The organism is Paracoccus subflavus, assembly GCF_004310345.1.
Taxonomy (GTDB): Bacteria; Pseudomonadota; Alphaproteobacteria; order Rhodobacterales; family Rhodobacteraceae; genus Paracoccus; species Paracoccus subflavus.
Genome location: NZ_SISK01000012.1, coordinates 66,128 through 80,934 on the forward strand (window position 1 = coordinate 66,128; position 14,807 = coordinate 80,934).

Here is a 14,807-nt window from a genome sequence, read left to right on the forward strand (position 1 = left end):
TCGGGGGCTTGCCAAGTCTGACGCCCTGCGCCACCCTTCCTGTCAGCAAACCCGCGATCAAGCGGGATGACGAACAGGGAAAAACCATGAACCATATTCTGACCCCGCGCGCGATCCTGCTGGCATCGGCCCTGGCCATCGCGCCCGCCGCCTGGGCGGAAACCCCCGCCGACACGCTGGTCGTGGCCGCCGCCATCGACGACATCATCAGCCTCGACCCGGCCCAGAGCTTTGAATTCTCGGGCAACGACGTGAACCAGAACACCTATGACAGGCTGGTCGATTTCGACCCGCTGGACATGGAGGCGGGCTTCAAGCCGTCGCTTGCCGAAAGCTGGGAGGTGTCCGAGGACGGCCTGTCGATCACCTTCACCATGCGCCAAGGCGTCACTTTCCATTCCGGAAATCCGGTCCGCGCCGAGGATGCGGCATGGTCGCTGCAGCGCGCGGTCAAGCTGGACAAGACCCCGGCCTTCATCCTGACCCAGTTCGGCTTTACGCCGGAGAATGTCGAGGAAAAGATCACCTTCGACGACACGACCCTGACGCTGAATCTCGACAAGCCCTATGCGCCGACCTTCGTGCTGAACTGCCTGACCGCCAACATCGCCAGCGTGGTGGACAAGGAAACGGTGATGGCGAATGCCGAGGGCGAGGATCTGGGCAACACCTGGCTGAACACCAACGAGGCAGGGTCCGGCCCCTATACCCTGGCCGGCTGGCGCCCGAACGAGGCCGTGCAACTGGCCGCCTATGACAGTTATTTCCAGGGCGCCCCGGCCATGAAGCGCGTGATCGTGCGCAACGTCGCCGAATCCAGCGCGCAGCGGCTTCTGCTGGAACAGGGTGACATCGACGCCGCCCGCAACCTGTCGCCCACCGACGTGGAGTCCATCGCCGCGGTCAAGGGTGTGACGATCCAGGACGAGCCGCGGGGCCGGATCCTGTATATGGGCCTCAACCAGAAGGACGAGGTTCTGTCGAACCCTGCCGTCATCGAGGCGATGAAATATCTGGTCGATTACGACGGCATCGCGAACAGCTTCCTCAAGGGCATGTTCATGCCCCACCAGGCCTTCCTGCCCAAGGGATACCTTGGCGCGCTGGAGGACATGCCCTGGACCTATGACGTCGCCCGTGCCAAGGCCCTGATCGACGAGGCGGGACTGGCGGGCAGCACCATCACCACCAAGGTCCGCGACCTGCGCGAATATGTCGATGTAGCCCAGGCCCTGCAGGCGTCGATGGCCGAGGCCGGGCTGACCCTGGAAATCCAGCAGATGACCGGAGCGCAGGTGCTGGACGCCTATCGCGCCCGCGACGTGCCGATTTTCCTGGGCGAATGGGGCCCGGACTATTCGGACCCGAACACCAACGCCGCGACCTTTGCCTATAACCCCGACAACAGCGACGAGGCGCAGGCCACGGGTCTGCTGGCCTGGCGCAACGCCTATGCCGTTCCGCAGGAAATGAACGAGGCCACCGTGGCCGCGACCCTGGAACAGGATGCCGGCAAGCGCGCGCAGATGTATCAGGACATCCAGCGCCAGTATCAGGCCGAGGCGCCGATCATCCCCCTGTTCCAGCGGGTCGAGAACACCGGGCTGCGCGACACTGTGCAAAACTGGAATTCGGGCGGATCCGTGACCTCGGTCATGTATCGACAGGTCACGAAGGGCGAATAAGGCTTGGCCGTGACCGATGCCGACACAGGCCGGGGGGCGGCGCCGTCCCCCGCGCCCGATCACCGTGCCGCCGCCCGACGCCGCCATGCCCGCAGCATCGCGGGCACGCTTTTGTCGTTGGCCCTGACGATGCTTGGCCTGTTGCTGGTGACGTTCATCATCGGTCGGGTCATGCCCATCGACCCGGTCCTGAAGGTCGTGGGCGACCGCGCGACGCAGGCGCAATACGACGCAGCCTATCAGGCGATGGGGTTGGACCGGCCTCTGGTCGTGCAGTTCATCCGCTATCTGGGCGAGGTGCTGACCGGCGATTTCGGACGGTCCATCTCGACCGGGCAACTGGTCGTGGACGACATCAGGCGCGTCTTTCCCGCAACCGTCGAACTGGCGACGCTGGGCACGCTGATCGGCGTGGCGATCGGCGTTCCCCTGGGCGTGATCGCCGCCGCGCGCCGGGGCGGGGCAATCGACCAGGTGGCCCGCGTGGTGGCACTTGTGGGCTATTCCATGCCGATCTTCTGGCTGGGGCTGATGGGGCTGCTCGTGTTCTACGGCATCCTCGGCTGGGTCGGCGGGCCGGGACGGCAGGGCATCATCTATGACGGCATGGTCCCGACCGTCACCGGGCTGATCCTGGTCGATTCGCTGATCGCCGGCGACTGGGGTGCCTTCAGGGACGCATTCAGCCACATCATCCTGCCCGCCAGCCTGCTGGGCTATTTCAGCCTGGCCTATATCAGCCGCATGACCCGCAGCTTCATGCTGGAACAACTGTCCGCCGAATACATCACGACCGCCCGCGTCAAGGGGCTGTCGGAACGCGCGGTGATCTGGCGGCACGCATTCCGCAACATCCAGATTCCGCTGATCACCGTGATCGCGCTGTCCTTTGGGTCGCTGCTGGAAGGGTCGGTCCTGACCGAGATCATCTTTTCCTGGCCCGGCCTTGGCCAATACATCACAAAGGCGCTTCTGTCGGGCGACATGAACGCCGTTCTGGGCGGCACGGTGGTGGTGGGCACCTGCTTCGTGTTGCTGAACCTTCTCAGCGACATCCTGTATCGCGTCCTGGACCCGAGGTCGAAATGAACCAGACCAGACGCGACTGGCTGTTAAGCGATGCTCCCCAGACCCGGCGTCAGGCGCGGATGGGCGCGCTGTATCAGGGCTGGCTGACCTTTCGGGGCAACAAGCTGGCGATGCTGGGGCTGATCGTGCTGGTTTTGCTGATCGGCATCGCAATTCTTGCCCCCTGGCTGGCCCCGCAAAGCCCGTTCACGCAGGATCTGGCCGGGCGGCTGCAACCCCCCTCTGCCGAACACTGGCTGGGCACCGACCATCTGGGCCGGGACATCCTGTCGCGGCTGATCCACGGATCGCGCATCACGCTGTTCATTGTGGGCACCGTGGCGCTGATCGCGCCGGTCATCGGCCTGTTCATCGGCACGGTGGCGGGCTTTGCGGGCGGCTGGGCCGATCAGGTTCTGATGCGGATCACCGACATCTTTCTGGCCTTCCCCAAGCTGATCCTGGCGCTGGCCTTCGTCGCGGCCCTGGGGCCCAGCATCGGCAATGCGGTCCTGGCCCTGGCGCTGACCGCCTGGCCGCCCTATGCACGCCTGGCCCGGGCCGAGACGCTGACCATCCGCCATGCCGATTTCATCGCCGCCGCACGCTTGCAGGGGGCCGGGCCGCTGCGGCTGCTCATCAGGCATATCTGGCCGCTTTGCATCAGTTCGCTGATCGTGCGCGTGGCGCTGGACATGGCCGGGATCATCCTGTCGGCGGCGGGGTTGGGTTTCCTGGGTCTTGGCGCGCAGCCGCCGATGCCGGAATGGGGGGCAATGATTTCCGACGGACGGACCTATATCCTGGACTTCTGGTGGGTCGCCGCCATGCCGGGGATCGCCATCTTCATCGTCTCGATGGCTTTCAATCTTCTGGGCGACGGGCTGCGCGACGTGCTGGATCCGAAAGGGTCGGGCCAATGACGCTGCTGTCCGTCCGCAACCTGCGCGTCACCTTTCCGACCCGGCAGGGCGAATTCCAGGCCGTGCGCGGCGTCAGCTTCGATCTGGGGCGCGAGCGACTGGGCGTGGTCGGCGAATCCGGGTCCGGCAAGTCGATGACCGGCCGTGCGATCCTGGGCCTTGTCCGTCCACCCGGCCGCGTTTTCGCCGACCGCCTCGACCTTGACGGCCAGTCGATCCTGAACCTGCCCGAACGCCGGATGCGCAAGATCAGGGGAAATCGGATCAGCATGGTCATGCAGGATCCGAAATTCAGCCTGAACCCGGTGATGACCATCGGCGACCAGATCGTCGAGGCTTACCGCCTGCACGCCGGCGGCGCGCGTGCCGCTGCCCGGCAAAAGGCGCTGGACATGCTGGCCGCCGTCCAGATCCGGGACCCCGAACGGGTGATGGGCGCCTATCCGCACGAGGTGTCGGGCGGGATGGGCCAGCGGATCATGATCGCGATGATGCTGGCCCCCGACCCCGAGATCCTGATCGCCGACGAACCCACCAGCGCGCTGGACGTGTCGGTCCGGACCGAGGTTCTGAACATCATGGACCGCCTGGTCCGCGACCGGGGCATGGGCCTGATCTTCATCAGCCACGACCTGAACCTGGTCGCGCAGTTCTGTGACCGTGTGCTGATCATGTATGCGGGCCGCATCGTGGAAACGCTGGCGGCCAGGGATTTGCACAGCGCCCGCCACCCCTATACCCAGGGGCTGCTGAACAGCCTGCCGCGTCTGGACGCGCCCCAGGCCCGGCTGCCCGTGCTGGAACGCCAGGAAAGCTGGCGCGACGGCGACACGATCGCAGAGAGTCTGGAAACCGAATTCCCGGGAGGCTTGTAAGATGCAGCGGCTTCCTTGCCCGGATACCCCTTTGCAACGGTTCAGCCCGTGCTGAAGGTCGAGAATCTGAACGTCTGGTTCGGCCACGCACCCGACCGTGTGGATGCCGTCAAACAGGCCAGCTTCCACGTGGCCGAAGGCGAAAGCTTCGGCCTTGTCGGCGAATCCGGGTCGGGCAAATCCACCATCCTGCGCGCCATCGCCGGCCTGATCGACACCTGGTCCGGCCGGATCGAGGTCGCAGGCCGGCCGCTGAACGCCCGTCGCCGCGATCTGGCCTTCTACAAGACCGTGCAGATGGTCTTTCAGGATCCGTATGCCAGCCTGCATCCGCGCCATTCCGTCGATGCGGTGCTGTCGGAAACCCTGCGCCTGCAAGGCATGGACGACATCGACCGCCGCATCGCCCGCCTGCTGGACGACGTGGGCCTGGGCCGCGGCTTTCGCTTTCGCTATCCGCACCAGCTTTCGGGCGGGCAGCGCCAGCGCGTCGCCATCGCCCGCGCCCTGGCGGCGGAACCGCGTCTGCTGCTGCTGGACGAACCCACAAGCGCGCTGGATGTGAGCGTGCAGGCGGAAATCCTGAACCTGCTGTCCGACCTGCGTGCCGAACACGGGCTGACCTATGTGATGGTCAGCCACGACCTGGCCGTTGTGGGCCATATGTGCGACCGGCTGGCCGTCATGCAGGGTGGCAGCATTGTCGAGACCATGAACGTGGATGCCCTGCGGCAAGGAACCGCGTCTCAGGACTATACCCGCCAGTTGATCGCCGCGTCCCGTGGCTATGCCCGCGCATGACCGGCCCGGGTCTTGCGCCGCTGCGCGTGATCGCTAACGTGCGCGCGGCAGGACGAAAGGAATCTTCATGAAGCGCGTGACCCTGGGCGGCGGCAATGTCGAAGTCAGCGAGATTTGCCTTGGCACCATGAACTTCGGCAACCAGACGGCAGAACCCGAGGGTCATGCGCAGATGGACCGTGCGCTGGAAGCCGGCATCACCTTTCTGGATACGGCGGAAATGTATCCCGTGAACCCGGTCCGGCGGGAAACCATCGGCCTGACCGAAACCGTCATCGGCAACTGGCTGGCGCGCACCGGCCATCGCGACCGGGTGGAGATCGCCACCAAGATCACCGGCCCCAGCCAGATGGTCCGCGACGGCAAACCCTATGACGGCGCCATCGTCGCGCAGGCCATCGACGGATCGCTGCGGCGCCTGCAGACCGACCGCATCGACCTGTATCAATTGCACTGGCCGGTGCGCGGAAGCTATGCGTTCCGGCAGAACTGGACCTATGACCCGTCCAGACAGTCCAAACAGCAGACGCTGGACCACATGGCTGACGTGCTGGATGCCCTGGCTGCTGCGCAGCGGGCGGGCAAGATCCGCGCGGTGGGTCTGTCAAACGAATCCGCCTGGGGCCTGGCCCAGTGGTGCGCGGTGGGGGATCGCATGGATGCCCCGCGCATGGCGGCGATCCAGAACGAATATTCGCTGCTTTATCGTCTTTACGACACCGATCTGGCCGAGGTGGCGGTGAACGAGGATGTGACGCTGCTCTCGTATTCTCCGCTGGCTGCCGGGCTGCTGTCGGGCAAGTATTCCGGCGGCGCCACGCCCGAAGGCAGCCGCGCCGCCGTGGACAAGGCCCACGGGGGCCTGGGCACCCTGGGCGGACGCAAGACGCCCCAGGGGTTGGCCGCGACCGAGGCTTATGTCGCGCTGGCGGACGATCATGGCTGGGACATCATCCATATGGCGATCGCCTGGCAGTTGACGCGGCCCTTCAAGGTGGTCCCGATCATCGGCGCGACGACCCTGGATCAGCTCGACCACCTGATCGCAGGGCTGGGCAAGCCCTTGCCCGACGATCTGCGCAAGGCCATCGACCGGCTGCACAAGCAGTATCCGATGCCCTATTGATCGCGTCCACGTCTTGCCTATCTTGTTGATCCGTAAGCATTGCACAGGAAGCGATCATGGCGGGCGATCCTTATGAAGCCTTGGGACTGACGAAATCGGCCAGCGATGCCGAAATCAAGAAGGCCTATCGCCGGATCGCCAAGGCGGATCACCCCGACCTGAACCCCGATCCGGCAGCGATGGCGCGTTTCAAGGCGGCCTCGGCGGCCTACGACCTGCTGAAAGACCCCGAACAACGCCGCCGCTTCGACGCCGGCGAGATCGACGCCCAGGGCCAGGAACGCCCGCAGCGCCGCCCCTGGCGCGACCATGCCGAGGCGGCGGGCAACCCTTATGCCCGCAGCTACGGCTTCGACGCCGATCCCGACCTGTCGGACGTATTCTCGGACCTGTTCGGGCGGCGGGCAGGGGGCTTTGCCGGCTTCGGTCACGGGGCGGGGCGCGACGATCCGCGCGAATTCCATGTCCGTGGCCAGGACTATCGGTTCTCGCTCGAAATCGATTTCCTGACGGCCGCAAGGGGTGGAAAGACCCGCATCACCCTGCCCGAGGGCGGCGATCTGGAAGTGTCGATCCCCAAGGGCGTCCGCGACGGCCAGACCATCCGGCTGAAAGGCAAGGGCGGTCCCGGTCTAGGGCAGGGGGGACCGGGCGACGCCTATCTGACCATCAGCGTCGCCCCCCATCCCCATTTCCGGCGCGAGGGCGACGACATCCTGCTGACCCTGCCCGTCACCATCGACGAGGCGGCCCTGGGCGGCAAGGTCGCGGCGCCGACCATCGACGGCCCGGTCAATGTGTCGATCCCCAGGGGCGCCACTACCGGCACCCGTCTGCGCCTGAAGGGCCGGGGCGTCAACGGGGGGGACCAGCACATCGAGCTCAAGGTCGTGATGCCGCCGCGCGTGGACGGCGATCTGGCCCGTTTTCTGGAAGCATGGCGCAAGGATCACCCCTATGACCCGCGCGCCGGACTGAACGCGGAGGCATGACGCGATGGCCCGTCATTATTCCGAAACCGAAGTGGTGGCGATCCTCGAGGGTCTGGACCCGGCGCGCCTGCGCTTTTTCGTCAAGTCCCATGTGGTCACGCCCCTGGTGACGCCCCATGGCCATGCCTTCACCGAAACCGACGTGGCACGGCTGCAACTGCTGTGCGACCTGTCCGAGTTCTATGACCTGCCCGAGGATGCCCTGTGCATGGTCATGTCGCTGATCGACCAGTTGAACACGGCGCGCGGCGACATGCGCGCTCTGATCCAGGCGCTGGCCTCTGAACCGGCCGAAGTGCGGGGCCGTATCATGGCCCACGTCCATGGCATCAGGACGATCCGGGGGGACTGAGGGTTTTCAAGCCGATGGCATGACTGTTCCACGGTCCTGCAGATTGTGCAACGCTGCGCGCCGCGCTAAGGCGACGTCATGTCCCGTTTCCTGCCCCATGTCCTTGCCACGCTGTCGCTGGGCCTGCCGCTGATCGGCAGCCATCTGGCGCGCATGGCCATCGGCGTGGCCGACACGGTGATGATCGGCTGGTACGGGGTGGAAACGCTGGCCGGGCTGGTCATTGCAACCTCGTTCTTTCATATCCTGTTCTTTCTGGGCATGGGCTTTGGAACCGGCGTGCTGGGCCTGATCGCCACCGCCATCGCGCGCGGCGACGAAACCGACGTGCGCCGGTCCGCCCGGATGGCGCTGTGGCTGTCGCTGGGCTTCGGGCTGGCGGTCATGCCGGCCATGTGGTTTTCCGACCCGATCCTGCGCGGCCTGGGCCAGACGCCGGCGGTGGCGGCCCATGCCCAGGATTACCTGCGCATCGCGGGATGGGGCCTGCCGGTGGTGCTGGCCCAACTGACGTTGAACTCCTACCTGGCTGCGATGGAACGCACGCAGGTCGTGATGTGGGTCACGCTGGCAGGTCTGCCGCTGAACGTGGCGCTGAACTGGGTGCTGATCTTCGGCAATCTGGGTGCCCCCGAACTGGGCGTGCAGGGCGCGGCCATCGCCAGCCTGACGGTGCAGGCCGTCCAGCTTGTCCTGCTGACAGGTTATGCCCACTGGCTGCCTGCAACGCGCAAGCATCGTCTTTTCCAGCGGTTCTGGAAGGCGGACCCTCAGGCACTGCGGCAGGTGTTCCGGCTGGGCTGGCCCATCGGGCTGACCATGGTGGCCGAGGGCGGGCTGTTTGTCGGATCGAACGTCATGATGGGCTGGATCGGCACGCAGGAACTGGCCGCCCATGGGATCGCGCTGCAGATCACCGCGATCACCTTCATGGTGCATCTTGGCCTGTCGAATGCGGCGACCGTGCGGGTGGCCCAGGCCAAGGGCCGGGGAGATGCCGCGGGCATGGGCGATGCGGCGCTGACGGTGATCGGCCTGTCGCTGGGCTTCGGCGCGCTGGCCATCGCTGTCTATCTGCTGTTCGGCCCGCAGTTGATCGGGCTGTACCTGGACTCCGCCCAACCGGGCGGTACGGCCATCGTGACCCTGGGGGCGGGGCTGCTGGTCTATGCCGCGCTGTTCCAGTTGACCGATGCCTTTCAGGTGATCGCGCTGGGATTCCTGCGGGGCGTCCACGACACGCGCGTGCCCATGTGGATCGCGGGCTTCAGCTATTGGGTGGTGGGAATTCCCGTGGCCTGGGGCCTGGCCTTTCCGGGCGGCCTGGGTCCGGCCGGGCTGTGGCTGGGGCTGTGCGTCGGGCTGGCCTTCGCATCGGCGCTGCTGATGGCACGGTTCTGGCGCGGCCATGCGCGCAGGGTCTGGACCCGTCCCGCGCTGGCGGTCTAACCTGCGCGCGACTGCAACCGGAGGCCACCATGCGACCCGTCTTTGTCCAGTTCCGCTGCGAGCCCGGCAAGACCTATCAGGTCGCCGAGGCCATCTATGACCGCGAGGTGGTGAGCGAGCTTTATTCCACCTCGGGCGATTACGACCTGATCGCCAAGGTCTATATCCCCGAAGATCAGGATGTCGGCCGCTTCCTGTCCGAACGGCTGTTCGACATCCCCCATATCAGCCGCACCCTGACCACCATGACATTCCGCGCCTTCTGATGATCCGCCTTGCCCCGATCGCCGCAAACCTGCCCGCGACCGTGCCCTTTGTCGGGCCGGAAACGCTGGAACGCCAGGCGGGCCGCCCCTTTGCCGCGCGGCTGGGCGCCAACGAAAACGGCTTCGGTCCCAGCCCCCGCGCGGTGGCCGCGATGCAGGCGGCAGCGGGCGAGGTCTGGAAATACGGCGACCCGACCAGCCATGACCTGACCCATGTCCTTGCCGCGCATCACGGCGTCCGGCCCGAAAACATCGTTGTGGGCGAGGGGATCGACGGTCTGCTGGGGCTGCTGGTGCGGCTTCTGATCGCACCGGGGGACGCGGTCGTCACATCGGACGGGGCCTATCCGACCTTCAACTTCCACGTCACCGGCTTTGGCGGAGTGCTGCACAAGGTGGCCTATCGCGACGATGCCGAAGACCCGCAGGCGCTGCTGGACCGTGCCCGGCAGGTGGGCGCCCGGCTGGTCTATCTGGCCAATCCGGACAACCCGATGGGAAGCTGGCACGACGGTCATGCGATCGAGGAAATGCTGGACGGCCTTGCCGAAGGCGCGCTGCTGGTTCTGGATGAGGCCTATGCCGAATTCGCCCCCGCCGGCACCATCCCGTCCATCGCCCCCGACGATCCGCGCGTCATTCGGATGCGCACCTTTTCCAAGGCCTATGGAATGGCTGGCGCGCGGATCGGCTATGCCATCGGCCATCCCGGCCTGATCGCGGCGTTCGATCGGGTGCGCAACCATTTCGGCGTGAACCGCATCGGCCAGGCCGGCGTCCTTGCCGCCCTGACGGATGGGGACTGGCTGGCCCGGACCGTGGCGCGGGTCGCCGCCGCCCGCGACCGCATCGGGGCCATTGCCGCCGACAACGGCATGGCCGCGCTGCCCTCGGCCACCAACTTCGTCGCCCTTGATACCGGACGCGACGGTGCCTTTGCCCGCCGCCTGGTCGATGCCCTGGCAGCGGACGGCGTATTCATCCGGATGCCCGGCGTGGCGCCGTTGAACCGTTGCATCCGCATCAGTTGCGCCCCCGATGCGGAACTGGACCTGCTGGCGGCTGCCCTGCCGTCGGCGCTCCGGTCGATTGGGGATCGGGACGAGCCAGCGGCCGACGCCCGCCTATGAGAGCGCCGCAGGCTGCGCACCGCGACATCCGCACAGGACGGTTGACAAGACCCTGCCCTGCCACATGATTGACCATGTTGAAAGGGTTCATGTCGTGCGCATCGGGTATCGGATTTTTCTGGCCGGACTGGCTGTCGCCTGTTTGTCATCGGGCAGGGCCGGCGCGCAGGCCCCGGACGACGACCTGTCGCGGCAGGCGCATTCGCTGCGCCAGATCATCTCCACCATGGAGGCCGAGGCCGCCGAACTGGAACCCCGACTTGCCGCAGCCCGCCAACAGTTGACCGACCTGAACGGCAAGATCGAACAGGCGACGGCACAAATGGATGCGGTCAGTCGCGACCTGGCCGAGGGAAAGGCCGCCGAGGCGGAGATGCGGGCGGCCATCACCCAGGCGACCGAGGAACGGAACCGTCAGCAGGCCGATCTTGAGACCGCCCGGCGGGAAATGGCCGATGCGCAGGCCCGCACCGAATCCGCCCGCGCGGCGCTGGCCCAGATAACGGGGGACCGGGACCGGCGTCAGGCCGAACTGGACGCTGCCGCAAAAGAGCTGGACGATCTGGAGAGCCGGACCCAGGCCGCCCGCGCCGCGCTGGCCGAGATCACGCAACGCCACGAGGCCATGCAGGCCGATCTGGTGCGATCGCAGGATCTTGCGGCGCAGATCGCCGAACAAGAGAACCGGTCGCGCGACCTGGCCGACGCGGTGCGCCGGTTGACGGCGGAACTGACGGCCCTGACGCGGGTCCGCGATGCGGCGCTGGCAGAGGCGCAGCCGCCTTCGCCGCAGCCGGCCGGAACCGAGGCCGAGCCGGATGCCGCCGCTTCTCCGGCCGGCTTGCAGGCGCGCGATTCCCGCCAGGTCGATGCCGCACTGGCCGCCGCCCCGGCCCTGCCGCAGGGCGGTGACCGGCGTGGCCAACTGCGCACCCTGCTGGTCGAGGGGCATTGCGTCACCGATGCGCTGGCACAGGTCCAGAATCCGATCAACCGCCAGACGCTGCTGGTTCTTGTGGGGCGGCTGGGGGGATGCTGACATCCATCACGAAAAGGGACAGGACCATGCCCATTCGCACAGCTTTGCTGCCCGTCGCCGTTGCGGCCCTGGCCCTTCTGGGACTGCTGGCACCCGTCCGGGCGCAGGACGCGCAACTCAGCATCATGACCGGGGCGCCGAGCGGAACCTATATCCAGTTCGGGCGCGACCTGGACCGGCTGATGGGCCAATGCGGCCGTTCGGTCGAGGTGGTGGAATCCGCCGGCTCGCTGGAAAACTTTCTGGCGGTGCGGCAGCGCCCCAACACTCAGTTCGGCATCGTTCAAAGCGATGTTCTGGAATACATGCAGACATTCGCGGGCAACGACCCGGCCATCGCCCGCGCCATCGCCGGCGTGCGCATCGCCTTTCCCCTGTACGAGGAGGAGGTCCATGTGCTGGCCCGGCGCGACATCGCCGATCTTGACGATCTGGCGGGAAAGCGGGTGGCCATCGGGGTCGAGAACAGCGGCACTTTCCTCACCGCCTCGCTGATCCTGTCGCTGACCGGGGTCGAGCCTGCCGAAAGGCTGCTGACCGCGCCCGCCGATGCGCTGCCCCAGCTCAAGGCCGGAGAGATCGACGCATTTTTCTATGTCGCGGGTGCCCCGGCATCGCTTTATACCGAGGGCGAGATCGACGCCGAGCGGTTCCATCTGCTGCCCATCCAGGATGCCACGCTGGAGGCGGTTTATTCGCCATCGACCCTTGCCGCGGGGATCTATGCCTTTCAGCCCGACCCGGTCGAGATGGTGGCGGTCAAGGCGGTGCTGATGACCTATGAATACGATCCCCGCCGCAACCGCTATCACCGGGCCAGTTGCCGGGGGGTGTCGGATCTGGCCTCGCTGATTCTGAACCGGATCGACACGCTGCGCGCCGAGGGCCATCCGAAATGGCAGTCGGTGGACCTGACCGACATCCCGCCGGGATGGGAGATCGCGTCCTGCGTGAACCGCGGCATCGACCCCGCCTATCAGACAAGCTGTGTCTCCGCCACGCCCCAGGCCACGCCGGACAGCGAGGCGAACGAGGCCTATCGGCGCAATATCTGCGCGGTGATCGGCTGCTGATCAGCGCGCCGGAGGAGCGAGGCGATTCCAGGCCGAAGCCGGTCCTTCGGTCCCGTCGGCGCGCAGGGCCATGACGCGCCATCGCGTGACCGGCCGCTCGACAAGCATGGCGGACAGGGCGGTATCGCGTTGGCGCACCGTTCCGTCGCCGCCGGCGGGTACGAACTGGACACGGAACCGCGCCATGGCCGACCCGGCCGGGGGTATCCAGACCAGTTCGGTCTGGCCGGATTCGTAAAGCCCGTGCGACATCGAAACGGGCGCGGTCTGGCCGGGATCGCCGGGATGGTCCACCGGGACAAGCTGAGCCAGCCGCAAGGCGGCGCCGTCGATGCCGGTCGCCGCCTGATACCAGGCCCGCGCGCGATAGGGGTCCGGATCGACGCCGATCCCCGTTTCATAAAGCTGACCCAGATAATAGGCAGCACGCCCGTTTCCCCTCAGCGCCGCGCGCGTATAAAGCTGCGCGGCATGATCGGGGTCCACCGCACCCACGGTCAGGGCCTGGGCCAGCAGGCTGGACGGATCGGGAACGGCCTCGACCCGAACCTGGCGCGGCAAGGGCCCGGACGGGGCAAGGACGGTTCCGCGCGAAATCCCGGCGGCCGCAGCAGCCGGACCCTCGATCCGCGCTGCCGCGGCTGTCCGCAGCGGGACCGTTTCTGCCGGCGCGCTGTCAGGCACGGACAGGATCGCAGGAAAGGCCAGCAGGCTTGCCCAGGAACCCGCGTCAAAGGGCGGTTGCCGCAGCCCCTGGGGCACAAGAACCAAAAGGCCTGTCACGGCGGCTGCCAGGCCCCCTCGCCAGTGGCCCGAAGGGAGGGCGCCATTTGCCGCACCCGCCCCGGCGGGGGGCGCGGACTGAACGCAAGGGCTGGGGCAGGCGACGGGGTGTTGCGCTCGGGCGGCAGCCGCGCCTTGCCTGAGGGCCGCCGGGGTAATCAGATGTCCCAGCCGGCCGTCAAGCGCCATGGCCGACAGGCAGTCCTGCACAAAAGCCGCATCCATGCTGCGGCGTCCGGTCGTGCCCGCCTCGAACAGGCAGCTTTGCACCAGATGGTTGATGACGCGGGGAACGCCCCCCGACATGGCGTGGAGACAGGCACAGGCCGCGGCGTCAAAAACCTCGATATCCGCATGGCAGGCACAGCCCGAGACGCGAAACCGGTGCGCGATGTAGTCGGCGGTTTCCCCGGCATCCAGCGGCACCGTCTGGAACCGGCCGCCGATCCGGCTGCGCAGGGTTTCGTGTTTCGGCTGGGCCAGCCGACTGACCAGATCCCGGCCACCGACCAGCAGGATGGACAGGACAGGGGATTCCCCGGTCGGGGCATCGGTCAGCGCGGCCAGATAGTCCAGCCCCGTGTCGGTCAGGGCCTGAGCCTCGTCCACGATCAGCAGATGGCGGCTGCCCGACGCATGGCAGGCAGACAGAACGGCCCTTGCGCCGCCCGAGGGATCCGAGGCAAGGCCCAGGGCCTTGGGGACATGCGGCGCGGGATCGGCCAGATGGGCCGCGCTGTGGCCGATGCGCCCCACGGGACGAAGCGATGCGCAGCGCGCCGCGACCTGGTGGGCCATGGTGGTCTTGCCGGTTCCGGGATCGCCCGTCAGAACCAGGATCGGCTGGCTCGCCTCGAGGCTCGTCAGGATTGCATCCAGCGTCTGGCGATGCGGGCCGGACATATGGCATTGATCTGCGGCGGGCGCAGACCGAAAGCTGGGACAGAAGGATGCCAAGGGGGACCGGTCCATGATCCTCTCCGCCACGCTGGAGCCGCCTGAACGATTGTCCTGACTTTGGAAGTCTAGGACCGCGTGTTAACCATGTCCATGGACGACTGGAGGTTGCAGGGAAATTATATGGCACGCGCGCACAGCGGTCCTGCACAAGGGGGCGCCTAGGATCTGGACCCATAAACGGGATTCCCCGCTGGGCCGAAGTGTGATTCCCTGCGGTTTGAAGCAGGAGGACGGACATGGCTTCGGAGTTCTGGTTAAGCGACGCGCAGTTTGAACGGCTTCGGC

Annotated in this window: 14 protein-coding genes; 13 read left to right on the top strand and 1 reads right to left on the bottom strand. The window is 66.7% G+C overall.

From position 1 onward, the window contains the following. Positions 1 to 86: 86 nt before the first annotated feature. The 13 genes from EYE42_RS14025 to EYE42_RS14085 all read left to right on the top strand — a co-directional run bounded on the left by EYE42_RS14025 (position 87) and on the right by EYE42_RS14085 (position 12,779). Positions 87 to 1,685 carry an ABC transporter substrate-binding protein gene (locus tag EYE42_RS14025; protein ID WP_130991940.1) on the top strand — a complete coding sequence of 533 codons (1,599 nt, stop codon included), beginning with the start codon at positions 87 to 89 and terminating at the stop codon, positions 1,683 to 1,685. A gap of 96 nt (positions 1,686 to 1,781) precedes the next feature. Next, positions 1,782 to 2,774 carry an ABC transporter permease gene (locus EYE42_RS14030; protein WP_281277820.1) on the top strand — a complete coding sequence of 331 codons (993 nt, stop codon included), beginning with the start codon at positions 1,782 to 1,784 and terminating at the stop codon, positions 2,772 to 2,774. Continuing rightward, complete coding sequence (gene nikC / locus EYE42_RS14035) at positions 2,771 to 3,676, top strand: nickel transporter permease (RefSeq protein WP_130991941.1); 906 nt, start codon at positions 2,771 to 2,773, stop codon at positions 3,674 to 3,676. Before EYE42_RS14030 ends, nikC begins: the two co-directional genes overlap by 4 nt. Next, a complete protein-coding gene (locus EYE42_RS14040; protein ID WP_130991942.1) occupies positions 3,673 to 4,551 on the top strand; it encodes an ABC transporter ATP-binding protein in 879 nt (292 codons plus the stop codon). The genes nikC and EYE42_RS14040 overlap by 4 nt, the downstream gene beginning before the upstream one ends. Before the next feature lie 48 nt (positions 4,552 to 4,599). Further along, a complete protein-coding gene (locus tag EYE42_RS14045) occupies positions 4,600 to 5,352 on the top strand; it encodes an ABC transporter ATP-binding protein (RefSeq protein ID WP_130991943.1) in 753 nt (250 codons plus the stop codon). Between the two features lie 67 nt (positions 5,353 to 5,419). Beyond that, a complete protein-coding gene (locus EYE42_RS14050; protein WP_130991944.1) occupies positions 5,420 to 6,478 on the top strand; it encodes an aldo/keto reductase in 1,059 nt (352 codons plus the stop codon). Positions 6,479 to 6,534: 56 nt separating this feature from the next. After that, positions 6,535 to 7,470: a DnaJ C-terminal domain-containing protein gene (locus EYE42_RS14055; protein ID WP_130991945.1), complete on the top strand. Its 936-nt coding sequence runs from the start codon at positions 6,535 to 6,537 to the stop codon at positions 7,468 to 7,470. Between the two features lie 4 nt (positions 7,471 to 7,474). Beyond that, complete coding sequence (locus tag EYE42_RS14060; protein ID WP_130991946.1) at positions 7,475 to 7,822, top strand: MerR family transcriptional regulator; 348 nt, start codon at positions 7,475 to 7,477, stop codon at positions 7,820 to 7,822. 78 nt (positions 7,823 to 7,900) lie between these two features. After that, positions 7,901 to 9,271, top strand: coding sequence for an MATE family efflux transporter (locus tag EYE42_RS14065; protein WP_130991947.1), 1,371 nt, complete (start codon positions 7,901 to 7,903; stop codon positions 9,269 to 9,271). Between the two features lie 29 nt (positions 9,272 to 9,300). Further along, complete coding sequence (locus tag EYE42_RS14070) at positions 9,301 to 9,537, top strand: Lrp/AsnC ligand binding domain-containing protein (protein ID WP_130991948.1); 237 nt, start codon at positions 9,301 to 9,303, stop codon at positions 9,535 to 9,537. Then, entirely contained in the window at positions 9,537 to 10,667 is a 1,131-nt protein-coding gene (locus tag EYE42_RS14075; protein ID WP_130991949.1) for a pyridoxal phosphate-dependent aminotransferase, read from the top strand. The genes EYE42_RS14070 and EYE42_RS14075 overlap by 1 nt, the downstream gene beginning before the upstream one ends. 94 nt (positions 10,668 to 10,761) lie before the next feature. Continuing rightward, positions 10,762 to 11,706: a hypothetical protein gene (locus EYE42_RS14080; RefSeq protein ID WP_130991950.1), complete on the top strand. Its 945-nt coding sequence runs from the start codon at positions 10,762 to 10,764 to the stop codon at positions 11,704 to 11,706. A 26-nt stretch (positions 11,707 to 11,732) separates the two neighbouring features. Then, entirely contained in the window at positions 11,733 to 12,779 is a 1,047-nt protein-coding gene (locus EYE42_RS14085) for a TAXI family TRAP transporter solute-binding subunit (RefSeq protein WP_130991951.1), read from the top strand. On the opposite strand, the gene EYE42_RS14090 is transcribed toward EYE42_RS14085, so the two are convergent. Next, positions 12,780 to 14,465 (bottom strand): AAA family ATPase, encoded by a 1,686-nt coding sequence (locus tag EYE42_RS14090; RefSeq protein WP_165455801.1) that lies wholly within the window; start codon positions 14,463 to 14,465, stop codon positions 12,780 to 12,782. Between the last annotated feature and the right edge of the window lie 342 nt (positions 14,466 to 14,807).